Consider the following 23,435-nt stretch of genomic DNA (forward strand, 5'->3'; position numbering starts at 1 on the left):
ACGTGCAAACGCCCCTCAGATCACCCACAAATCCACAAAACGGTTGACCGGCGTCGCTTCAAGCGCAGCCTGGTCCTTGCACAGGGCGAAGATTTCAGCCGAGCGCTGCGCGGTGAACCGGGTTGCCAGGTTGGCCTTGAATTTGTCTTCCAGCAATGGAATGCCTTCGACACGGCGACGGCGGTGACCGATGGGGTATTCAACCACGACTTGCACGGTGCTTGATCCATCGTTGAAGAACACTTGAATCGCGTTGGCGATGGAGCGCTTGTCGGCCTCCAGGTATTGGCGGGTGAAACGCGGGTCTTCGACGATGACCATCTTCTCGCGCAGCTCGTCGATGATTGGATGAGCCGCGTGAAACTCGTCCTCGTAGTGCTCGGCTACCAGGTTGCCGAACGCCAGCGGTACGGCAGTCATGTACTGAATGCAGTGGTCGCGGTCAGCAGCGTTGGCCAGTTTACCGACCTTGGAAATGATGCGGATCGCGGACTCATGGGTGGTGATGACGATCTTCTCGATCTCGTGCAGACGATCCTTGACCTGCGGATGCAGGATCACCGCGGCTTCGCAGGCGGTTTGCGCGTGGAACTCGGCTGGGAAACTGATCTTGAACAGCACGTTCTCCATCACGTAGCTGCCATATTTCTGCGAGAGGCTGAAAACCCGCTGGCCTTCAGGCTTGAGCGCCAGATCCTTGTTGGTGTGGCTGAACAGCACGTCGTAGAAACCCCATTGCGTTGCCGTCAGCACGCCGGGGATGCCCATTTCACCACGCAGGGCGATATCTGCCAGACGCACGCCCCGGCTGGACGCATCGCCCGCCGCCCAGGACTTGCGCGAACCGGCGTTCGGCGCGTGACGGTAGGTGCGCAGCGCCTGGCCATCGACGAACGCATGGGACAGCGCGGACAACAGTTGTTCGCGGTTGGCCCCCATCAGTTTCGCGGTGACCGCGGTGGAGGCGACTTTGACCAGGATCACGTGGTCCAGGCCGATCCGGTTGAAGGAGTTTTCCAGGGCAATCACGCCCTGGATCTCGTGGGCCATGATCATCGCTTCCAGCACCGTGCGCACGGTCAACGGCGCGTCGCCACTGGCCACCCGTTTCTGCGACAGGTGATCGGCAACGGCGAGGATCCCGCCGAGGTTATCGGACGGATGGCCCCACTCGGCCGCCAGCCAGGTGTCGTTGTAGTCGAGCCAGCGTACGGTGCAACCGATGTCCCACGCCGCCTTGACCGGGTCCAGGCGGTAACTGGTGCCCGGCACCCGAGCGCCGAACGGAACCACGGTCCCCTCGACGATCGGCCCCAGGTGCTTGGTGCACTCAGGGAAACGCAGCGCCAGCAGACCGCAACCGAGGCTGTCCATCAGGCAGTTGCGGGCGGTGTCCAGCGCCTCTGCGGACTCTATCTTGTAGTTCAGGACGTAGTCGGCGATGTCCTGCAGGACGGTGTCGTAGTCGGGGCGGATGTTCAGGTCGACGTTGGCGCTCATGTTCCATTTACTCCGCTAAGGGTAAAACGTTACCCCTCTGTAGGAGCTGCCGAAGGCTGCGATCTTTTGATCTTCAGCGTACGTGATGACGCCAAAAGATCGCAGGCTGCGCCAGCTCCTACGCAAAGGTGCCGTTCAAAATGCATCACCAGGCACACGCACCCAGCCTTCCATCAACACCCGCGCACTGCGGCTCATGATGGCTTTTTTCACGGTCCATTCACCGTTGACCTGGCTGGCCTCGGCGCCTACGCGCAGGGTGCCCGATGGATGACCGAAGCGTACCGCGTTGCGCGCAGTGCCGCCCGCGGCCAGGTTGACCAGAGTGCCCGGAATCGCCGCGGCGGTGCCGATCGCGACAGCGGCGGTGCCCATCATGGCGTGGTGCAGCTTGCCCATCGACAGTGCGCGCACCAGCAGGTCGACGTCACCCGCCGCCACCGGCTTGCCGCTGGAGGCGAGGTAATCGGCAGACTTGCCGACAAAGGCGACTTTGGGTGTGTGTTGGCGCTTGGCAGCTTCATCGAGGTGCTCGATCAGGCCCATGCGCAGTGCGCCGTGAGCACGAATAGTCTCGAACATCGCCAGCGCCTTGGGGTCACCGTTGATTTGGGCCTGCAACTCGGTACCGGTGTAACCGATGTCCTCGGCGTTGACGAAGATGGTCGGGATCCCGGCATTGATCATGGTCACCTTGAGCGTACCAACGCCTGGCACCTCCAGATCATCCACCAGATTGCCGGTAGGGAACATCGACCCCCCGGCGCCCTCCTCCTCGGCGGCCGGATCCATGAATTCGAGCTGGACTTCGGCCGCTGGAAAGGTCACGCCGTCGAGTTCGAAGTCACCGGTTTCCTGCACCGCACCGTCGGTGACGGGCACGTGGGCGATGATGGTCTTGCCGATGTTGGCTTGCCAGATACGCACGATGGCCACGCCATTGCGCGGGATGCGACTGGCGTCCACCAGGCCGCTGCTGATGGCGAATGCGCCGACTGCGGCCGAGAGGTTGCCGCAGTTGCCGCTCCAGTCAACGAAAGGCTTGTCGATGGAAACCTGACCGAACAGGTAATCGACGTCATGGTCGGCCTTGGTGCTTTTCGCCAGGATCACCGTCTTGCTGGTGCTCGAGGTCGCCGCGCCCATGCCGTCGATCTGCTTGTCATAAGGGTCGGGGCTGCCGATCACCCGCAGCAACAATGCGTCGCGGGCCGCGCCCGGGACCTGTGCCGATTCGGGAAGGTTTTGCAGGCTGAAGAACACGCCTTTGCTGGTGCCACCGCGCATGTAGGTGGCGGGAATCCTGATTTGTGGTGCGTGAGCCATGGAACGGGTTTCCTTATTGGCAGCGGCGAGACCTTGGCGGCCCGCCGCTGCACGTCGGGTTAGACGGCAACAGCCGATTCGAGGAAGTCCTGGGCGAAACGCTGCAGCACGCCGCCAGCCTCATAGATCGAGACTTCTTCGGCAGTGTCGAGACGGCAGGTGACCGGTACTTCGAGTCGCTCGCCGTTCTTGCGGGTGATCACCAGGGTCAGGGTGCTGCGCGGGATACGTTCGCCGATTACGTCGAAGGTTTCACTGCCGTCGATGCCCAGGGTATGGCGATCAGTGCCCGGCTTGAACTCCAGCGGCAGCACGCCCATGCCCACCAGGTTGGTGCGGTGGATGCGTTCGAAACCTTCGGCCGCAATGGCTTCGACACCGGCCAGGCGCACGCCTTTGGCCGCCCAGTCACGGGACGAGCCCTGACCGTAATCGGCACCGGCGATGATGATCAGCGGCTGCTTGCGTTCCATGTAGGTTTCGATGGCTTCCCACATGCGCATGACCTGGCCTTCCGGTTCGACGCGCGCCAGAGAACCTTGTTTGACCTTGCCGTTTTCCTGAACCATTTCGTTGAACAGTTTCGGGTTGGCGAAGGTGGCGCGTTGCGCGGTCAAGTGGTCGCCGCGGTGGGTGGCGTAAGAGTTGAAGTCCACCTCTGGCAAGCCCATCCTGGCCAGGTATTCACCGGCAGCGCTGTCGAGCATGATGGCGTTCGACGGCGACAAGTGGTCGGTGGTGATGTTATCCGGCAGCACAGCCAGAGGGCGCATGCCCTTGAGCGGACGAGCACCGGCCAGCGCGCCTTCCCAGTACGGCGGACGGCGGATATAGGTGCTCATCTCGCGCCAGTCGTACAGCGGCTCGACCTTGGGACCGGTGTCTTCCTCGATGGCGAACATCGGGATGTAGACCTGGCGGAACTGCTCCGGCTTGACTGAAGCCTTGACCACGGCGTCGATCTCTTCGTCGCTTGGCCAGATGTCCTTGAGGCGAATTTCCTTGCCGTTGGCATCCAGGCCCAGCACATCCTTCTCGATGTCGAAACGGATGGTCCCGGCAATGGCGTAGGCCACCACCAGTGGCGGCGATGCAAGGAACGCCTGTTTGGCGTACGGGTGGATTCGACCGTCGAAGTTGCGGTTACCCGAAAGTACCGCAGTGGCATACAGGTCGCGGTCGATGATTTCTTGCTGGATCACCGGATCCAGCGCGCCGGACATGCCGTTGCAGGTGGTGCAGGCGAAGGCCACGATACCGAAGCCCAACTTTTCCAGTTCGTTAGTCAGGCCGGCTTCGTCCAGGTACAAGGCAACGGTCTTCGAACCGGGCGCCAGGGACGACTTGACCCACGGCTTGCGGGTCAGCCCCAGTTTGTTGGCGTTGCGCGCCAGCAGGCCGGCGGCGATGACGTTGCGCGGGTTGCTGGTGTTGGTGCAACTGGTGATGGCGGCAATGATCACCGCACCATCCGGCATTTGCCCCGGCACGTCGTCCCACTGGCCGGAAATGCCTTGGGCCGCGAGGTCCGAAGTGGCGACACGGGCGTGGGGATTGCTCGGGCCGGCCATGTTGCGCACCACCGAAGACAGATCAAAGGTCAGCCCACGTTCGTACTGAGCGCCCTTCAGGCTGTCGGCCCAGAGGCCGGTCAGTTTTGCGTAACTCTCGACCAGTTTCACTTGCTCGTCTTCACGGCCGGTGAGCTTGAGGTAGTCGATGGTTTGCTGGTCGATATAGAACATCGCCGCGGTAGCACCGTATTCCGGAGCCATGTTGGAGATGGTCGCGCGATCGCCCAGGGTCAGGGCCGAGGCACCTTCACCGAAGAACTCCAGCCAGGCGCCGACTACCTTTTGCTGGCGCAGGAATTGGGTCAGCGCCAGCACCATGTCGGTGGCGGTGATGCCCGGTTGCAACTTGCCGGTGAGTTCGACGCCGACGATTTCCGGCAGACGCATCCAGGAAGCGCGGCCGAGCATGACGCTTTCGGCTTCAAGACCACCGACACCGATGGCGATCACCCCAAGGGCATCGACGTGCGGGGTATGACTGTCGGTGCCCACGCAAGTGTCGGGAAAGGCCACGCCATCACGCACCTGGATCACCGGAGACATTTTCTCCAGGTTGATCTGGTGCATGATCCCGTTACCCGGCGGAATCACATCGACGTTCTTGAAGGCTTTCTTGGTCCAGTTGATGAAGTGGAAGCGGTCTTCGTTGCGACGGTCTTCGATGGCGCGGTTTTTTTCGAACGCCTCGGGATCGGAGCCGCCAGACTCAACGGCCAGGGAGTGGTCGACGATCAGTTGAGTCGGCACCACCGGGTTCACTTGCGCCGGATCACCACCTTGCAGGGCGATTGCATCACGCAGGCCGGCGAGGTCGACCAGCGCGGTCTGGCCGAGAATGTCGTGGCACACCACGCGAGCCGGGAACCACGGGAAGTCGAGGTCGCGCTTGCATTCGATCAGCTGTTTCAGGGAATCGACAAGCGTGGCCGGGTCGCAGCGACGCACCAGGTTTTCCGCCAGCACGCGGGAAGTGTACGGCAGGGTGTCGTAGGCCCCGGGCTGGATGCCATCGACTGCCGCGCGGACGTCGAAGTAATCCAGGCGACTACCGGGTAGGGATTTGCGGAATTCAGTATTCATGGGCGTCAGGACTCGGTCACGGTAATTTCAAAGGGGGCGCCTGGCACCTGGCTTGAAGTGAACCCGCTCCCACAGGATCCGGTTTCCACCTACAAATCTCAGCGTCTGTCAGGCACCCACCGGTCAGCGTTGTTCGATTGGCACGAACTTGCGCTGTTCGACGCCGACGTACTCGGCGCTCGGGCGGATGATGCGGTTGTTGGCGCGCTGTTCGAACACGTGCGCGGCCCAGCCGGTCAGGCGCGAGCAGACGAAAATCGGTGTGAACAGTTTGGTCGGGATCCCCATGAAGTGGTACGTCGAGGCATGGTAGAAGTCAGCGTTGGGGAACAGCTTCTTCTGCTCCCACATGGTCTTGTCGATGGCTTCGGAAACCGGGAACAGGACCTTGTCGCCCACTTCGTCGGCGAGTTTTTTCGACCAGCGCTTGATCACTTCGTTACGCGGATCGTTGTCTTTGTAGATCGCGTGACCGAAGCCCATGATCTTGTCCTTGCGCTCGAGCATGCCGAGGGTGCCTTTGATGGCCTCTTCGGGGGACTTGAAGCGCGAGATCATTTCCATCGCCGCTTCGTTGGCGCCGCCGTGCAGCGGGCCGCGCAGGGTACCGATAGCCGCCGTTACGCAGGAGAACATGTCTGACAATGTCGATGCACACACCCGTGCGGCGAAGGTCGAAGCATTGAATTCGTGTTCCGCGTAGAGGATCAGCGAAACATCCATTACTTTGCGGTGCAACTCGCTCGGCTTTTTGTCATGCAGCAGGTGCAGGAAATGCCCGCCGATGGACTCTTCATCAGTAACGCAGTTGATCCGCAGGCCGTCGTGGCTGAAGCGATACCAGTAGCACATGATCGCCGGGAACGCGGCCAGCATCCGGTCGGTGACATCATGTTGCTCAGAGAAATCATTCTCCGGCTCGATATTGCCGAGGAACGAAGCGCCAGTGCGCATCACGTCCATCGAGTGAGCGTCGGCAGGAATGCGTTCGAGCACTTCCTTCAAGGCTTGCGGCAGGTCGCGCAGCTTGCTCAGTTTGCTCATGTAAGCAGCCAGTTGCGCCTTGTTCGGCAGATCGCCGTACAGCAGCAGGTAAGCCACTTCTTCAAACCGCGCGTCGGCAGCCAGTTCGCGAACGTCATAGCCGCGATAGGTCAGACCGGCGCCCGACTGTCCGACGGTGGACAGTGCGGTTTGCCCGGCAACCTGGCCACGTAGCCCGGCGCCACTCAATACTTTTGCTTCGGCCATTGCTCTCTCCAATCTTGAATTTGTTAGGGAATCGGCAAGTTGTGTTTCATCAGGTTCTTTGTGTGATGCCGAAAGATCGCAGCCTCGCGTTGTTCGACAGCTCCTACGCGCGCGGTGACCGAGCCTGGCAACATCCCCGTAGGAGCTGTCGAGCAACGCGAGGCTGCGATCTTTTAGCGGTAGCGCCAAACAACGCGATCTTTTGATCTTTACTTCTTCGCAGCAAACAACGCATCAAGCTTCTGCTCGAACACGTGGTAATCAATGGCGTCGTACAGCTCCATGCGGGTTTGCATTGTGTCGATCACGTTCTGCTGCGTGCCGTCGCGGCGAATCGCCGTGTAGACGTTTTGCGCGGCCTTGTTCATGGCGCGGAACGCCGACAGCGGGTACAGCACCAGCGACACACCAACAGACCCAAGCTGTTCGGTGGTGTACAACGGCGTCGCACCGAACTCGGTGATGTTGGCCAGGATCGGCGCTTTCACGCGGCTGGCGAACAGCTTGTACATGTCCAGCTCGGTGATGGCTTCCGGGAACACCATGTCGGCACCGGCTTCGATGCAAGCGGCAGCGCGCTCCAGTGCCGACTCCAGACCTTCCACCGCCAGCGCGTCGGTACGCGCCATGATCACGAAGCTGTCGTCGGTACGGGCATCGACGGCGGCCTTGATGCGGTCGACCATCTCCTGCAGGGACACGATTTCCTTGTTCGGACGGTGACCGCAGCGCTTGGCACCGACCTGGTCTTCGATATGAATTGCCGCCGCGCCGAACTTGATCATTGACTTGACGGTCCGAGCCACGTTGAACGCCGAGGAACCGAAACCGGTGTCCACGTCCACCAACAATGGCAGGTCGCAGACGTCGGTGATCCGCCGTACGTCGGTCAGCACGTCATCCAGACCGGTAATCCCCAGGTCCGGTACGCCCAGGGAACCAGCGGCCACCCCGCCACCCGACAGGTAGATAGCCTTGAAACCGGCGCGCTTGGCCAGCAGGGCGTGGTTGGCGTTGATTGCGCCGACCACTTGCAACGGTTGTTCACTGGCGACCGCATCGCGGAAACGCTGGCCTGGAGTGCTCTTGTTGGAACTCATGACTCACCTCGTGGAGTGGCTGTCGGATTGGCGCTGCCCTGGTAGTGACGCGCGATATTGCGTTTGGAAGCGCCGATGTGACGGCGCATCAACAACTCGGCCAGTTCCCCGTCGCGATCAGCGATCGCGTCGAGAATCCGGTGGTGTTCGGCGAACGCCTGACGCGGGCGGTTAGGCGTGACGGAAAACTGAATGCGGTACATGCGCACCAACTGGTACAGCTCACCGCAAAGCATCTGGGTCAGGGTGCGGTTGCCGGCGCCCTGAATGATTCGGTAGTGAAAGTCGAAATCGCCTTCTTGCTGGTAGTAACCGACACCGGCCTGAAACGCCGCATCGCGCTCATGGGTCTCGAGCACCCGGCGCAGCTCGTCGATTTCTTCGACCGTCATGCGCTCGGCGGCCAGGCGACAGGCCATGCCTTCCAGGGATTCACGGATTTCATAGAGTTCGATCAGCTCGGCCTGGCTCAGGGAAACCACCCGCGCTCCGACGTGCGGTATGCGCACCAGCAGTCGTTGCCCTTCCAGCCGGTGGATCGCCTCGCGCAGTGGCCCGCGGCTGATGCCGTAGGTGCGCGCCAGTTCCGGCTCGGAGATCTTGCTGCCCGGGGCGATCTCGCCCTTGACGATAGCCGCCTGGATACGCCGGAACACGTTCTCGGAAAGCGTCTCCGAATCGTCCTGCATTACCTGTGGGGGATCGAGTTGATCCAACATATTGTCGACACCTTGTAAGCCAATGCGACAAAAACTAGCGAATTAAGTGGATTCAGTCAAAGGAAAAATAGGTATTGTCGACAATCGTCTAATAACCAACAGCACCATAACCACGCAGAAGCTCTGTTTATAGCCGCCCTCGGGCGCTGGCGCCATAAAACCAGCATGCTAGAATGCCGCCCGCATTTGCCTGTCGCCTTAATAAGGCAGGCACACGAGGGAGTTTGCGCAGCAATGCCAGTCGCCTTGAATTGAAGATCGCACTGCAACGCGCCAGGATTTATGAGACTCAAGCCCTTCCTTTTATTGCTTTACCTGCTCTGCCTCTCCGGGGTGAGTGCTGCCGCCGAGAAGACCGTTTACGGCTTGAATGAATATGCTCAGCTTTCCGGGATCAACCTGGAAGTCGCCGCCAAACTCGACACCGGTGCCAAGACCGCCTCCCTCAGCGCTCGCGACATCAAGCGGTTCAAACGCAACGGCGAGTCCTGGGTACGCTTCTACCTGGCGATCGACGCTGCGCATTCGCACCCGATCGAGCGCCCGCTGGCACGGGTCAGCAAGATCAAGCGTCGCGCTGGCGACTACGACCCCGATGAAGGCAAGAACTACACCGCCCGCCCGGTCATTGCCCTGGATATCTGCATGGGCAGCACTTTACGCAGCATTGAAGTGAACTTGACCGACCGAAGTGCATTCCAATACCCGCTCCTGATCGGCTCCGAAGCGCTGAAACGCTTTGATGCGCTGGTCGACCCCAGCCTTAAATACGCTGCCGGCAAACCCGCCTGCGCCACCGACGCTCTTACCGCAGAGTAATTTCAATGCGCTCTATTACCCTCCATCTGAAAATCCTGATCGCCATCCTGGTGGTGCTGGGCATTTCGATCACGGCCTATCAGATCCTCGTGCTTGGCATTCCGGTGACCGAAGATGCCACCGACGACTTGTGGAACATCGACGCCAAGGTCGAGTTCGTCGCGAACGCCAAGGACCCGATCAAGATCCAGATGTTCGTGCCGCCGCTGAGCCGCGACTACGTCAGCCTGAACGAGAGTTTCATCTCCAATAACTACGGGGTGGCGGTCAACCGCGTCGACGGCAATCGCAAGGTCACCTGGTCGGCACGCCGCGCCAAGGGCAACCAGACCCTCTATTACCGCCTGGTGCTGACCAAGCGTTACACCGGAGAAAAACTCAAGGTCAAAGGCCCTACCTTCCGCGACAGTATCGCCGTCGAAGGCCCGGAAAAAGTTGCCCTCGAGGCCCTGCTCGCACCGATTCGCCAGCACTCGGCAGACGTCGAAACCTTCATTGGCGAAGCCATTAAACGGGTCAACAACCTCAACGATGACAACGTCAAACTGCTGCTGGGCGGCGACCCGTCGACGGCGCACAAGGCGAAAATCGTCGAACTGCTGCTGTCCATCGGTCATGTCCCGGTGGAGAAGGTGCATACCATCCGTCTGGTGGCTGACCAGCCACAAACCCCGGAACTCTGGCTGCGCAGCTTCAACGGCACCGACTGGCTGTACTTCAACCCGGAAACCGGCGAACAGGGGCTGCCCACCGACCGTCTGCTGTGGTGGACCGGTGATGACAACCTGATCACCGTCGATGGCGGCAAGAAAGCCACCGTCACCTTCAGCATGAACAACAGCGAAATGAACGCCATTCGCCTGGCCAAACTGACCGACGAGAATTCCGACGCCAACTTCCTCGACTACTCGCTCTACGGCCTGCCGCTGCAAACCCAGCAGACCTTCATGATCATGGTGATGATCCCGATCGGCGTGCTGGTGATCCTGATCCTGCGCAACCTGATCGGCCTGCAGACCCTCGGCACGTTCACCCCGGTGCTGATTGCCCTGGCTTTTCGCGAGACCCAACTGGGCTTCGGCATCGTGCTGTTCACCATCATTACCGCGCTTGGCCTGTCGCTGCGCTCATACCTTGAACACCTGAAGCTGCAAATGCTGCCAAGGTTGTCGGTGGTGCTGACCTTTGTCGTGGTACTCATCGCCGCCATCAGCCTGTTCAGTCACAAGCTCGGCCTGGAACGCGGGCTGTCGGTCGCGCTGTTCCCGATGGTGATTCTGACCATGACCATCGAGCGCCTGTCGATCACCTGGGAAGAACGCGGTGGCGGCCATGCGATGAAAGTCGCGATCGGCACGTTGTTCGCCGCCACCCTGGCGCACTTGATCATGAGCGTGCCGGAGCTGATCTACTTCGTGTTCACCTTCCCGGCGATCCTGTTGATCATGGTGGGGTTCATGCTGGCCATGGGTCGCTATCGCGGCTACCGCCTGACCGAGCTGGTGCGCTTCAAAGCCTTCCTCAAGGCTGAATCGTAATGTTCGGTTTCTGGAAGACCTGGAAGGCCCTGGAAGCCCGGGGCATCATGGGGATCAATCGGCGCAATGCGGACTACGTGCTCAAGTACAACAAGCGCAGCCTGTACCCGATTGTCGATGACAAGATCATCACCAAGGAGCATGCAATCCGGGCCGGTATTCACGTGCCGGAACTGTACGGAGTGATCTCCACCGAGAAGGAAATCGACAAGCTCGACGAGATTATCGGCGGGCGCAACGACTTCGTCATCAAGCCGGCCCAAGGCGCCGGCGGTGACGGCATCCTGGTGATCGCCGACCGCTTCGAGGGTCGCTATCGCACGGTTTCCGGGAAGATCATCAGCCACGAGGAAATCGAACACCAGATTTCCAGCATCCTCACCGGCCTGTACTCCCTGGGCGGTCACCGCGACCGGGCGCTGATCGAATACCGCGTGACCCCGGACCAGATCTTCAAGAGCATCAGCTACGAGGGCGTGCCGGATATCCGCATCATCGTGCTGATGGGCTACCCGGTGATGGCCATGCTGCGTCTGCCGACCCGTCAGTCCGGCGGCAAGGCCAACCTGCACCAGGGCGCCATTGGCGTCGGCGTCGACCTGGCCACTGGCCTGACCCTGCGCGGGACCTGGCTGAACAACATCATCACCAAACACCCGGACACCACCAACGCGGTGGACGGCGTGCAGCTGCCCTATTGGGACGGTTTCATGAAGTTGGCGGCCGGTTGCTATGAACTCTGCGGGCTCGGCTACATTGGTGTCGACATGGTGCTGGACCAGGAAAAGGGCCCGTTGATCCTCGAACTCAACGCCCGCCCCGGCCTGAACATCCAGATCGCCAACGATTGCGGCCTGACCCTGCGCACCCATGCGGTAGAAGCTCGCCTGGAAGAACTGAAGGCCAAAGGCATCAAGGAAACCGCTGAAGATCGGGTGAAGTTCGCACAAGAGTTGTTTGGGCATATTCCGGCGGTCGAGGGCTGATCCTGTGGCGAGGGGGCAAGCCCCCTCGCCACAAGTTTCCCGTCAGCCGCTCCTGATCTATCTCTTCCCGACATCCCCTCTAGGAGCAATCCCTGCAGAGGACTACAATCGCCAGCCGCGCACCGAAGACTGATCTGCCCCGCATGTTGACCTGCTCCGTACACCCACTCCCCTATCGCGCCAACCCTGCCGAGTATTTCGCGGCGATTCGTCATGCTCCCGGTGCCGTGCTGCTCGACAGCGGCCGGCCGAGCGCCGAACGCGGGCGCTATGACCTGCTCAGCGCCTGGCCGCTGGAGCAACTGACGGTATTGCCGGAGGAACCCGGGGCCGAATTCCTCCAGCGGCTACGAGATAATCTGCGCCGACTCGGCGATGCCGAGCTGCCGCCACCTTATCAATTACCGTTCGCCGGTGGTTTGATTGGCTACCTCAGCTACGACTTCGGCCGTCGCCTGGAAACCCTGCCCCATCAGGCCCGCGATGATCTGCAACTGCCCGATGCGCACCTGGGCTTGTACAACTGGGCGTTGATCACCGACCACCAGCGCACCTCCAGCCAACTGGTGTTTCATCCAAGCCTGGCCGACAGCGAGCGTCAGCGTCTGATCGAGCTGTTCAACCAGCCTGCGACCGCGCCGGGTGAGGCCTTCACCTTGACCGCAGCGATGCGCGCCGACCTCAGTGCCAGCGACTATGAGCAGGCGTTCCTGCGCATCCAGCAATACATTCAGGCTGGCGACTGCTACCAGGTCAACTTTGCCCAACGCTTTCGCGCCCCCTGCGAGGGCGACCCGTGGACCGCCTATTGCGCGCTGCGAGCGGCTTGCCCGACGCCCTTCTCCGGCTTCCAGAGCCTGCCTGATGGCGGCGCAGTGCTGAGCCTGTCTCCTGAGCGCTTTGTCAAAGTCAGCGAAGGCCAAGTGGAAACCCGGCCGATCAAAGGCACCCGGCCACGGGGCAAGAATACCGCCGAAGATGCGGCCAACGCCGCCGAACTGCTGGCCAGCGCCAAGGACCGCGCGGAAAACCTGATGATCGTCGACCTGCTGCGCAATGATCTGGGCCGTACTTGCCGAATTGGCTCGGTGCGAGTGCCGGAGTTGTTCAGCCTGGAAAGCTACCCGAACGTGCATCACCTGGTCAGCAGCGTCACCGGCGAGTTGGCCGAGGGCAAGGATGCGCTGGACCTGATCGCCGGAAGCTTCCCCGGCGGGTCGATCACCGGCGCGCCGAAAATCCGCGCGATGCAGATCATCGACGAGCTGGAATCGACCCGCCGCGGGCTGTATTGCGGTTCATTGCTGTACCTGGATGTGCGCGGGGAAATGGACAGTTCCATCGCCATCCGCAGCTTGCTGGTCAAAGATCGGCAGGTCTGCTGCTGGGGTGGTGGCGGAATAGTCGCGGACTCGGACTGGCAGGCCGAGTATCAGGAATCCATCACCAAGGTGAAGGTGTTGCTCGAGACCTTGCAAGGCCTTTGATGTGTGCTTCGCACTCTCCGTGGACGCTCCTGCAATCGGGTCGCCTGATCGAAAAGATCGCAGCCTGCGGCAGCTCCTACAGGATCGCGTGTTCCTGCGATTTCACAGGTGTGCCCGGTCGGCGTGTTCCTGCGATTTCACAGGTGTGCCCGGTCGGCGTGTTCCTGCGATTTCACAGGTGTGCCCGGTCGGCGTGTTCCTGCGATTTCACAGGTGTGCCCGGTCGGCGTAGGAGCTGGCGCAGCCTGCGATCTTTTGATCGTGCTTTTCAGGCTTCCCAGTGGCATCGGGTCGCCTGATGGAAAAGATCGCAGCCTGCAGCAGCTTCTACAGGGTATTCACAGGCTGAGTTCGCGGTTCGAAGCCTTCAAAAACTCCTGCTTGAGCTCGGCAAAGCTGTGCACCGCCGGGAATTGCGGGAATTCGCGGATCACGTTCTCCGGCGCATGGAATAGAATCCCTGCGTCGGCCTCGCCCAGCATCGTGGTGTCGTTGTAGGAATCACCGGCGGCGATCACCCGGTAGTACAGGCTCTTGAACGCCAGTACCGACTGACGCTTGGGGTCTTTCTGGCGCAGTTGATAATCGCTCACCCGACCGCTTGCATCGATGATCAACCGATGGCACAGCAGTGTCGGGAAGCCCAGCTGACGCATCAACGGTTGAGAGAATTCATAGAAGGTGTCCGAAAGGATCACCACCTGAAAGCGCTCGCGCAGCCAGTTGACGAACTCGACGGCGCCATCCAGCGGTTTGAGGGTGGCGATCACCTCCTGGATGTCCGCCAGCTTCAAGCCGTGCTCATCGAGAATCCGCAGGCGCTGCTTCATCAGCACGTCGTAGTCGGGAATATCCCGAGTGGTTGCCTTGAGGGATTCAATCCCGGTTTTTTCGGCAAAGGCGATCCAGATTTCCGGGACCAGCACACCTTCCAGATCGAGACAGGCAATTTCCACAGGACACTCCGATTTTTAATGTTTATTGAGTTGAGCGGGTAAAAGGACAGCCGAACTCTAGCGATAAGCTCCGACCGGCGCAACGCAGAGGAGCAGGCCAGCCGCCGTCGGTTTTTGTTACTATCGAGCCTATCTAGAGCGCTAAGCGCCACCGACCTGTAGGAAACCGCCCTGATGAGCCAATCGTTCGACGTCGCTGAACTCGCCGCGACCTATGCCAACAAGTCCGCCCAGGACATTCTCAAACTGGCTTTCGCGCAGTTCGGCGATGACCTGTGGATCTCCTTCAGTGGTGCCGAAGACGTGGTGCTGGTCGACATGGCCTGGAAGCTGAACAAGAACGTTAAGGTCTTCAGCCTCGACACCGGCCGCCTGCATCCGGAAACCTATCGGTTCATCGAGCAAGTCCGCGAGCACTACCAGATCCAGATCGAACTGGTCTCGCCGGATCAAAGCAAACTCGAACCCTTTGTCAAGGAAAAGGGCTTGTTCAGCTTCTACAAGGACGGCCATGGCGAGTGCTGCGGCATCCGCAAGATCGAACCGCTGCGGCGTAAACTCTCCACCGTGAGCGCCTGGGCCACCGGCCAGCGCCGCGACCAGAGCCCGGGAACCCGCAGCCAGGTCGCCGTGATGGAAATCGACAGCGCCTTCTCCACCCCGGAACGCACCCTCTACAAATTCAACCCGTTGGCACAAATGACCAGCGAAGAGATCTGGGGTTATATCCGCATGCTCGAGCTGCCGTACAACAGCCTGCATGAACGTGGCTTCATCAGCATCGGCTGCGAACCCTGCACCCGCCCAGTCCTGCCCAACCAGCACGAGCGTGAAGGTCGTTGGTGGTGGGAAGAAGCCACGCAGAAAGAATGCGGGCTGCATGCCGGGAACATTATCAGCAAGGCCTGACCTCCTGTGGGAGCGGGCTTGCTCCTTGTATGTTGTCCCTGCACCCAACGAGAGAGGTTAAGGTCGGCGTAGGAGCTGGCGCAGCCTGCGATCTTTTGGCGGTTCTGAGGATTGCCCAGGAGCGAGATCAAAAGATCGCAGCCTGCGGCAGCTCCTACAGGTTCTGTGGCGGGCCTCAAAAAGTCACAACCTTCTCTCCTGACTTCCTCAGTCGACCTTTGCCACAAACCTCTCTGAAAAATAAATACCTGTTCAATCGGTCAATTTATATCGCTAAATTTTCAATTACTTATATCCGTTCGATAACAAAACGAAATTAACGCTGAAACTCATTGATCGCTAACTGGCATAAATCTGGCTTAAGTGCATACGTATTCTGTATACAATTAATTAAAAGCATACACACACTTTATATCCGCAAGCCTGAAGCGCCCTATCCCGTACAGGCTGCAGATGCCCCGTAACCAGTGATGCTTGATGCCCTTGACGAAGATTTGTCGAGCCCACGCTCATGCACAGTCATCGCGACGCCAAGCTTCAGGAGCCTGCCGGTGAATATCCTGGTGTTCACGGGGATTACAGTGCCGCTTTGCGGAGCGCAGTTCCAGATCAACGGCCGGATCATTGAATGCTCGATGATGAAGTCAGGCCCGCTGAAAATCCGACTTTCTCAACAGAATCGGCCAAACGAGGAAGCTCAAGCCCTGGCAGCTCCCCGTCCAACACAATGCCCCGCCGTCGATGATCACCTGATCCAATTGGCGCTGACCGAGCACCGCCAACCGCCCAGCACTTCATCTTTCGCCTGAATGGCCTGCGACCACCCAGCGTTCCCCCGAGAAAATCGAATGCACCCTGCATTTACGCTCGAATACAGCTCAATCTGGTAAGGCCAATTAAATTTTTTTATAAATTGGTCTTGCCAATATTTCTTCCTGAGCGTAGTTTTCTAGACGTGATCATCCAAGCGGCACTCAAGCCTGCACACAATAAGAGGAGGTCCAGATGCCCTGTCTCTATCCCCCCGTTGCTGCAGCACCCGCCCCTGCGCACCCCTCTTTCGCCTTGCCAATACCCCGTAGCCCACGCGCTATCGACGGAGAATAAAAATGCTGACTGTGATCTGTAACGAGCCGCGCTCGCTCACCGCAATCGAAAGCCCGATACCCACCCGCCAGCCCGGCGAAACCCTGATCAGGGTCAAGCGCGTGGGGGTTTGTGGCACTGACCTGCACATCTTCACCGGCAATCAACCCTACCTTGAGTACCCGCGGGTCATGGGCCACGAGTTTTCTGGCATCGTCGAAGCCAGCGACGAAGGCAGCGGCCTGGTCGCCGGCGACGTGGTCTACGTGATGCCGTATATCTCTTGTGGCACCTGCATCGCCTGCAGCCAAGGCAAGACCAACTGCTGCACCCGCATCCAGGTGCTCGGCGTGCACTGCGACGGCGCCTTTACCGAATACCTGAACGTCGCCCATCAGTTCATCCATAAGGCCGTGGGGGTATCGCTGGACCAAGCGGCAATGATCGAGTTCTTGTCCATCGGTGCCCATGCGGTGCGCCGCTCGAACATTCAAGCCGAGCAGCGCGCGCTCGTGGTTGGAACCGGTCCCATTGGCATGGCCGCGGCGATTTTTGCCGGGTTGCGCGGGGCCAGGGTCACCGTGCTCGACACCCGCGACGACCGCCTGGATTTTTGCCGCAAGCACCTGAACATTCACGCCGCGGTGAAAATTGGCGACGGTGATAAAGAAGCCCTCGCCGACCTCACCGAAGGCGACTTTTATGACGTAGTGTTCGACGCCACCGGCAACGCCCGGGCCATGGAACGCGGCTTCGAATTTATCGCCCACGGCGGCACCTACGTGATGATCTCGGTGGTGCGCGACTCGATCACCTTTTCCGACCCCGAGTTCCACAAGCGCGAAGCCACCCTGATGGGCAGCCGCAACGCCACCGTCGAAGACTTCCGCCACGTCGAGCAATGCCTGCGCGACGGTTTGATCCCCGACCAGGCGCTGAACACCCATCGCATCCCGCTGAGCGAAGTTGCCAACGCATTCACCACCCTGCTGGATCCGCAGCAAGGCGTGGTCAAAGCCATTATCGAGTGCTAGGAGCGTGGCGATGAGCGATAGCCAATTCCCGCCGATCCTGCAGTTTGGCACCAGCCGGTTTCTCCAGGCCCACGTCGATTTGTTCGTGTCCCAAGCGCTGGAGCGTGGCGATGCCTTGGGCCGCATTGCCGTGGTGCAGAGTACCGACAGCCCGGCCAGCACCGCGCGCACCGCGGCGTTGGCCAGTGGCACGCCGTACCGGGTGCTGATCCAAGGGGTCGACAACGGCCAGGCGGTCGAGCATAACCTCTGGGCCTCGGCGGTCAGCCGCGCGGTGCATGCCACCCAGCAGTGGCCGGCGCTACGTCAGGGCTTTGTCGAGCAGGTCAAGGTGGTGGTCTCCAATACCGGTGACCAGGGTTATCAACTGGCCCCACAAGACACCCCCGCGCTGCTCGCCGCCGACGCCCCGGCGCCGATCAGCTTCCCGGCCAAGCTGCTGGTGTTGCTGCACGACCGCTGGCAGCACGACGCGCACTCCACCCTGTCGCTGTTCCCCTGCGAACTGGTGGCGCGCAACGGCGATGTGCTGCGTGACCTGCTGGTCGGCCTGGCGCGCAGCTGGGCACTGGGCGCGGCATTCGAGGCTTACCTGACGCAGAATTGCCGCTGGGCCAACTCGCTGGTCGACCGCATCGTTTCCCAGGCCCTGGAGCCGGTGGGAGCGGTCGCCGAACCCTATGCCCTGTGGGCGATCGAGCGACAAGTGGGGCTGACCCTGCCCTGCAGCCACGAGGCCATTGTGCTCACCGATGACCTGGACCACTTCGAGCGCCTCAAGCTGTTTACCCTGAACCTGGGCCACAGCTATTTGGCCGAGCGCTGGCTCAGCGATACCCGGCCCGGCACCGAGACCGTCTACCAAGCCATGCAAAGCCCAGCGCTGCGCAATGACCTGGAAACCCTCTGGGCCAACGAAGTGCTCCCGGTGTTCGCTGCCCTGGGCAAGCTCGACGCCGCCCAGCGCTACATCGACAGCGTGCGCGAGCGCTTCGCCAACCCGTTTTTGCAACACCGTATCGCTGATATTGCCGCTAACCATAAAGACAAGAAACAGCGCCGCTTGCTGCCCCTGGTCGAGCTCGCCGCGCGGGTCGCGCCGGGCCTTGAGCAACCGATGCTGCGGGCCGCCCTGCTCAGCCAGCACTGAGCGGCGCATCAGAACCGTTGAGGATCCACCATGAACCTTGCAAGCTCATCGTTACTTGTACTGACCGCCGGTGATGACGTCGCGGTCGCGCGCGGCGACATCGCCAAGGGCCAGGAACTGCTCGCCGACGGTTTGCGCGTCACCGCGCTGGCCGACATCCCTTCGGGGCATAAAATCGCCCTGCGCGGCGTCGCCCATGGGCAATTGGTGCGCAAGTACGGCCAGACCATCGGCCAGGCGACTGCCACTCTGCGCCCTGGCGACTACGTGCATGTGCATAACCTGGAAATGCCGGCGGCCAGCTCCGCGCACTCGCTGGCCAACGTCTATCAACCCACGGTTTATCACGACGACGAGGCACGCTTCGCCGGCTATGTGCGCGCCGACGGCCGCGTCGGCACGCGCAACTACATCGGGGTGATTTCCAGCGTCAATTGCTCGGCCACCGTGTGCAAACAGATTGCCGCGGCGTTCGATGCCGGGCGCCTGAGGGATTACCCCAATGTCGACGGCGTAGTCGCGATTACCCATGGCAGCGGCTGTGGCATGGGCGCAAAGGGCGATGGCATCGAGATTCTCAAGCGCACCCTGCGCGGTTATGCCGACCACGTCAATTTCTCCGGTGTGCTGGTGATCGGCCTGGGCTGTGAAGTCAATCAGCTTGCACCGCTGATGGAGCAACTGGTTGATCGCCCCGCGCTGCTCAAGGTCAGCCTGGTGATCCAGGAAGCTGGTGGCACCCGTGAAACGGTACAGCGTGGGATTGGCCTGGTGGAGGCGATGCTCGCGCAGGTCAACAGCCAGCAGCGCAGCAGTGTATCGGCCAAGTACCTCACTGTGGGGCTGCAATGCGGTGGCTCAGATGGTTATTCGGGGATCACCGCCAACCCGGCACTGGGCGCGGCGGTCGACCTGGTGGTGCGCCATGGCGGCACCGCGATCCTCTCGGAAACCCCGGAGATCTACGGCGCCGAGCACCTACTGACCGCCCGCGCGGCGTCAGCGCAGATTGCCGACAAGCTGATGAGCTGCATTCATTGGTGGGAAGACTACGTGCGCCATCATGACGGCGACATGAACAACAACCCCTCCCCTGGCAACAAGGCCGGTGGCATCACCACGATTCTCGAAAAGTCCCTGGGCGCGGTGGCCAAGGCCGGCGCTACTGGCCTGATGGCGGTGTATCAGTACGGCGAGACGGTCGAGCAAAAAGGCCTGGTGTTCATGGACACCCCCGGCTACGACCCAGTGTCGGCCACCGGCCAGGTGGCGGGCGGCGCGAATCTGATCTGCTTTACCACCGGGCGCGGCTCGACCTACGGCTGCAAACCGACGCCGTCGCTGAAAATCGCCACCAACACCCGGCTGTTCCAGCGCATGTCGCTGGACATGGATTTCAATGCCGGGCCGATTGTCGACGGTGAAGAATCGGTGGCCGAAGCGGGTGCGCGTTTGTTCGAACTGATGCTCGCAACGGCCTCGGGAAAAAAAACCTGCAGCGAAGAAAACGGACTCGGCGACAACGAGTTTCTGCCTTGGCAAATCGGCGCGGTGATGTGACATGGACAAGCCAACTGAAGCAATCGAAGTCGTTACCTGCGGCGAAGCCATGGGGCTGTTCGCCGCCCAGGCCGACGGCAGCCTGCGCGAGGCCGAGCATTTTGCGCGCGCGGCGGCCGGCGCTGAGCTGAACGTGGCCACCGGCCTGGCACGCCTGGGTTTTCGCGTCGGCTATATCAGCCGTCTTGGCGACGACACCCTAGGCCATTGGCTGCGTGATGTCATGGCGCGCGACGGCATAGACCACCGGCACACCGTGCAAGACTCCGAGCACCCCACCGGCTTGATGTTCAAGTCGCGTCGGTCGGACGGCGGCGATCCCGAGATCGAATACCACCGCAAGGGCTCGGCGGCCAGCCACCTGGGCTTGGCCGACTACCCGGCCGCGTACTGCCGCGCCGCCAACCATCTGCACATCACCGGGATCAGCCCGGCGCTGAGCGACAGCGTGCGTGAACTGATCTTTCATATGGCCCGCGACATGCGCGCCGCGGGCCGCAGCGTATCGTACGACCCCAACTTGCGGCCACGGCTATGGCAATCCCAAGCCAGCATGGTGGCGTGCCTGAACGATCTGGCGGGTGTCGCCGACTGGGTATTCCCCGGCTTGGCCGAGGGCCGGCTGCTGAGCGGCCTTGAGCACCCCGCCGAAATCGCCCGGTTCTACCTGGCCATGGGCTGCTCGCTGGTGGTGATCAAGCTGGGCGTCGAAGGCGCCTACTACGCCACCCCCAGCGAGAGCGGCTACAGTCCCGCCCGCCCGGTGCCCCACGTGGTGGATACCGTGGGTGCGGGTGATGGTTTTGCCGTGGGCGTGATCAGCGCCTTGCTCGAAGGTTCAAGCGTCGCCCAGGCCGTGGCCCGGGGCAACCTGATTGGCGCCAGAGTCCTGGGTTTCCCGGGCGATAGCGACGGCTTACCGACCCGCCTGGAACTGGCGAGGTTTGCCGAACACACCTGATACGCGTAGTGAAGATGCCTGACCGCATCCTGGATAACACCTACTCCAACAATAAGAAGAGGTACGCTCCATGAGTTATCAAGACCTGTATGACTCGCCTGCACTGGCGAGTGGTGTCAAAAAAGCAGCCATCCGGCTGTTGCCGTTTCTCGCCCTCATGTACGCGCTAGCGTTTATCGACCGCGCCAACGTCGGTTTTGCCAAGATCGCCTATCAAGCCGACACCGGTATCGGCAACGCCGCATTTGCCTTGGGCGCGGGGATCTTTTTTATCGGTTATGCGCTGTTTGAAGTGCCCAGCAACCTGATCCTGCAACGCGTTGGCGCGCGAGTGTGGATGGCGCGAATCATGGTCACCTGGGGGATTGTCTCGGCGTCGATGATGTTCGCCACCACCGAGACATCGTTCTACGTCATCCGCTTTTTGCTCGGCGTCTCTGAAGCCGGCTTTATGCCTGGGATCATCTTGTACCTGACCTACTGGTTCCCGGCCAAACAACGCTCGCGGGCCATTGGCCTATTCTACTTTGGCGTGCCGGTGGCGATGCTGATCGGCAGCCCGCTGTCGGGTTTTATCCTCGACACCCACAACCCGTTCGGCCTGACCAACTGGCAGTGGATGTTCGTGGTGGAAGGCCTGGCAGCCTCGGTGGTCGGGGTGATTGCGTTCTTCTACCTGGCGAGCCGCCCCAGCGATGCCAAATGGCTGACCGCTGAAGAAAAACACGCGATGAACACCGTCATTGAAGGCGAAGAAAAAGCCAAGGCCCACAACAGCCCGAGTTCGATCTTTGGCGTGCTGAAAGACAAGCGCGTGCTGATGTTTATCGCCATCTACTTCTGCGTGCAGATCGGCAACGCACCGCTGGCGTTCTACTTGCCGGCCAAGCTGGCTTCGACACTGGGCGGTCAGGTCAACACCTCGGTCGGGCTGTTGCTGATGATCCCTTGGTTGTGCACCATCGTTGCCATGCGTATTGCCACGGTGTATGCCGACAAGCACAACAACCATCGCCTCGTTGCTACCTGCATGCTCGCCATCGGCACGCTGGCCTTTGCATCGCTGTCGGTGATTAACACGCCGGTGCTGACACTGATCGCGTTCTGTATCGCCATTCCGGGGCTGGTGGCCAGCCAGCCGGTGTTCTGGAGCTTGCCGACCCGCCACTTGGGCGGCACCAGCGCAGCCACCGGGATCGCCTTTATCATTTCGATTGGCAACCTGGGCGGCTTTGTATCGCCACAGATCAAGGCGTACTCCGATGCAGTAACGGGTAACAGCAGCACCGGCTTTCAGGTCGTGGCAGCGCTGTGCTTTGTCAGCGTGTTGCTGCTGATGTTGTTGAAGCGCACACCGTCGACGGCGGCCACTTACGCACCGCCCGCCGACCTGACGTCTAGTCGCTCGTAACCCCGCTTGTACCCTCAAGGCCTGCCTGCACCCGCAGCTCGGCCTTGACCACTTCCATCGCCGCGGTGGGCACCCGCCCCTTGCGGCTGATCAAGCCGAACGGCATCAAGCGCGCCGAAACCGTGACCGGTAGCGGCGCCAGCACGCCCAGGCTGCTGTAGTACTCGACCAACGACAGCGGCATCAGGGCAATCATGTCGGTCTGCTGGAGCAGCGATACGGTCAGCATCGTAGAGGCTGTTTCAAGCTGGCTGGTGGGTGCCGGCACCTGCGACTCGCGAAAAATCTGTTGGTAGATTTCCCGCAGCGGCGCCGGTTGCGATTGCACGACCCACGGGTAGCGGGCGAGCGTTTCGAGGCTCACGTCGGCGTTGTGCTGCTGCGGATGACCAGTGCGAGCGACGATCTGGATCACCTCTTCATCGAACACCTCGAAGTTCAGCTCGTCGCTGGGCCAGCCGTGGGTGATGCGCGCGACCACCAGGTCCAGTTGGTCGAGGTTCAAGGCGTGCAGCAACACGTCACTGGTGTCGATCACCACGGTGATGTTCAGCTTGGGATGGCGCCGGGTCAGTTGCGCCAGGGTGCGCGGCAACAGGCCGCCGACCAGCGAACCCATGGCGCCAATGCGCAAGGTGCCGAGGTTGCCCGATTGCAGCGCGGTCATTTCTTCGTGCAGGCCACTGAGGTCGGCAAACACCAATTGCGCATACCGAATCGCGGCTTCGCCCAGTTTGTTGGGCTGCAAGCCCTGGTGGGTGCGGGTAAACAACGCCTCGCCCACCAGGTTCTCGAGTTCGTGCAACGCCTTGGTCACCGCTGGCTGGGTCAGCGCCATGATCTGTGCGGTCTTACGCAACGAGCCTTCTTCAGACAACACAAACAGCAACTGCAAGTGGCGCATTCGCAGGCGGCTACGAAACTGCGCAAGTGGGTTGATCATGGGGGCTATTACCTGAGGTGATCGGCGTAGTCGAAACATTCAATT

General features: G+C 61.0%; 18 protein-coding genes and 1 pseudogene. 11 read left to right on the top strand and 8 right to left on the bottom strand.

What is annotated here, in order from left to right:
• Window positions 1–15: 15 nt before the first annotated feature.
• From prpD to AC3IUA_RS20080, 6 genes are all read right to left on the bottom strand, one after another.
• Entirely contained in the window at window positions 16–1,500 is a 1,485-nt protein-coding gene (gene prpD / locus AC3IUA_RS20055; protein WP_489356613.1) for a 2-methylcitrate dehydratase, read from the bottom strand.
• A gap of 135 nt (window positions 1,501–1,635) precedes the next feature.
• Window positions 1,636–2,826, bottom strand: a complete 1,191-nt coding sequence (gene prpF / locus AC3IUA_RS20060) for a 2-methylaconitate cis-trans isomerase PrpF (RefSeq protein ID WP_489356615.1) — start codon at window positions 2,824–2,826, stop codon at window positions 1,636–1,638.
• A gap of 59 nt (window positions 2,827–2,885) precedes the next feature.
• Window positions 2,886–5,480 (bottom strand): Fe/S-dependent 2-methylisocitrate dehydratase AcnD, encoded by a 2,595-nt coding sequence (gene acnD, locus AC3IUA_RS20065; RefSeq protein WP_489356617.1) that lies wholly within the window; start codon window positions 5,478–5,480, stop codon window positions 2,886–2,888.
• A 123-nt stretch (window positions 5,481–5,603) separates the two neighbouring features.
• Window positions 5,604–6,731 carry a bifunctional 2-methylcitrate synthase/citrate synthase gene (gene prpC / locus AC3IUA_RS20070; RefSeq protein WP_489356619.1) on the bottom strand — a complete coding sequence of 376 codons (1,128 nt, stop codon included), beginning with the start codon at window positions 6,729–6,731 and terminating at the stop codon, window positions 5,604–5,606.
• Between the two features lie 209 nt (window positions 6,732–6,940).
• Window positions 6,941–7,831 (bottom strand): methylisocitrate lyase, encoded by an 891-nt coding sequence (prpB, locus tag AC3IUA_RS20075; RefSeq protein WP_489356621.1) that lies wholly within the window; start codon window positions 7,829–7,831, stop codon window positions 6,941–6,943.
• On the bottom strand, window positions 7,828–8,550 hold the full coding sequence (locus tag AC3IUA_RS20080) for a GntR family transcriptional regulator (RefSeq protein WP_489356623.1): 723 nt from the start codon (window positions 8,548–8,550) through the stop codon (window positions 7,828–7,830). The genes prpB and AC3IUA_RS20080 overlap by 4 nt, the downstream gene beginning before the upstream one ends.
• 282 nt (window positions 8,551–8,832) lie before the next feature.
• Between AC3IUA_RS20080 and rloA the strand changes: the two genes are divergently transcribed.
• From rloA to pabB, 4 genes are all read left to right on the top strand, one after another.
• Window positions 8,833–9,369, top strand: coding sequence for a retropepsin-like aspartic peptidase RloA (gene rloA, locus AC3IUA_RS20085; RefSeq protein ID WP_489356625.1), 537 nt, complete (start codon window positions 8,833–8,835; stop codon window positions 9,367–9,369).
• A gap of 5 nt (window positions 9,370–9,374) precedes the next feature.
• Window positions 9,375–10,907 (top strand): osmotic stress tolerance membrane protein RloB, encoded by a 1,533-nt coding sequence (gene rloB, locus AC3IUA_RS20090; RefSeq protein ID WP_489356627.1) that lies wholly within the window; start codon window positions 9,375–9,377, stop codon window positions 10,905–10,907.
• The gene (locus tag AC3IUA_RS20095) at window positions 10,907–11,893 is read left to right on the top strand and encodes an alpha-L-glutamate ligase-like protein (RefSeq protein WP_489356629.1); all 987 of its coding nucleotides are present in this window, start codon (window positions 10,907–10,909) and stop codon (window positions 11,891–11,893) included. Before rloB ends, AC3IUA_RS20095 begins: the two co-directional genes overlap by 1 nt.
• A 143-nt stretch (window positions 11,894–12,036) precedes the next feature.
• Window positions 12,037–13,380, top strand: a complete 1,344-nt coding sequence (gene pabB, locus AC3IUA_RS20100; protein WP_489356631.1) for an aminodeoxychorismate synthase component I — start codon at window positions 12,037–12,039, stop codon at window positions 13,378–13,380.
• 338 nt (window positions 13,381–13,718) lie between these two features.
• Here pabB and thrH read toward each other — a convergent pair whose 3' ends face one another.
• Entirely contained in the window at window positions 13,719–14,336 is a 618-nt protein-coding gene (thrH, locus tag AC3IUA_RS20105; RefSeq protein ID WP_489356632.1) for a bifunctional phosphoserine phosphatase/homoserine phosphotransferase ThrH, read from the bottom strand.
• A 174-nt stretch (window positions 14,337–14,510) separates the two neighbouring features.
• Between thrH and AC3IUA_RS20110 the strand changes: the two genes are divergently transcribed.
• The 7 genes and pseudogenes from AC3IUA_RS20110 to AC3IUA_RS20140 all read left to right on the top strand — a co-directional run bounded on the left by AC3IUA_RS20110 (window position 14,511) and on the right by AC3IUA_RS20140 (window position 22,447).
• The gene (locus AC3IUA_RS20110) at window positions 14,511–15,245 is read left to right on the top strand and encodes a phosphoadenylyl-sulfate reductase (RefSeq protein ID WP_489356634.1); all 735 of its coding nucleotides are present in this window, start codon (window positions 14,511–14,513) and stop codon (window positions 15,243–15,245) included.
• A gap of 467 nt (window positions 15,246–15,712) precedes the next feature.
• Window positions 15,713–15,874 (top strand): annotated as a pseudogene (locus AC3IUA_RS20115) (NCS1 family nucleobase:cation symporter-1); the annotation flags it as partial.
• 480 nt (window positions 15,875–16,354) lie between these two features.
• Window positions 16,355–17,365, top strand: a complete 1,011-nt coding sequence (locus tag AC3IUA_RS20120) for a zinc-binding alcohol dehydrogenase family protein (RefSeq protein ID WP_489356636.1) — start codon at window positions 16,355–16,357, stop codon at window positions 17,363–17,365.
• 10 nt (window positions 17,366–17,375) lie between these two features.
• The gene (locus AC3IUA_RS20125) at window positions 17,376–18,515 is read left to right on the top strand and encodes a mannitol dehydrogenase family protein (RefSeq protein WP_489356638.1); all 1,140 of its coding nucleotides are present in this window, start codon (window positions 17,376–17,378) and stop codon (window positions 18,513–18,515) included.
• Window positions 18,516–18,545: 30 nt separating this feature from the next.
• Window positions 18,546–20,075, top strand: a complete 1,530-nt coding sequence (locus AC3IUA_RS20130) for a UxaA family hydrolase (protein ID WP_489356640.1) — start codon at window positions 18,546–18,548, stop codon at window positions 20,073–20,075.
• A 1-nt stretch (window position 20,076) separates the two neighbouring features.
• On the top strand, window positions 20,077–21,036 hold the full coding sequence (locus AC3IUA_RS20135) for a sugar kinase (protein ID WP_489356642.1): 960 nt from the start codon (window positions 20,077–20,079) through the stop codon (window positions 21,034–21,036).
• A gap of 70 nt (window positions 21,037–21,106) precedes the next feature.
• The gene (locus tag AC3IUA_RS20140) at window positions 21,107–22,447 is read left to right on the top strand and encodes an MFS transporter (protein WP_489356643.1); all 1,341 of its coding nucleotides are present in this window, start codon (window positions 21,107–21,109) and stop codon (window positions 22,445–22,447) included.
• Here AC3IUA_RS20140 and AC3IUA_RS20145 read toward each other — a convergent pair.
• Window positions 22,434–23,390 carry a LysR family transcriptional regulator gene (locus AC3IUA_RS20145; RefSeq protein ID WP_489356645.1) on the bottom strand — a complete coding sequence of 319 codons (957 nt, stop codon included), beginning with the start codon at window positions 23,388–23,390 and terminating at the stop codon, window positions 22,434–22,436. The genes AC3IUA_RS20140 and AC3IUA_RS20145 overlap by 14 nt on opposite strands.
• Between the last annotated feature and the right edge of the window lie 45 nt (window positions 23,391–23,435).

The sequence above is a fragment of the Pseudomonas sp. KH_050 genome, from assembly GCF_057838875.1.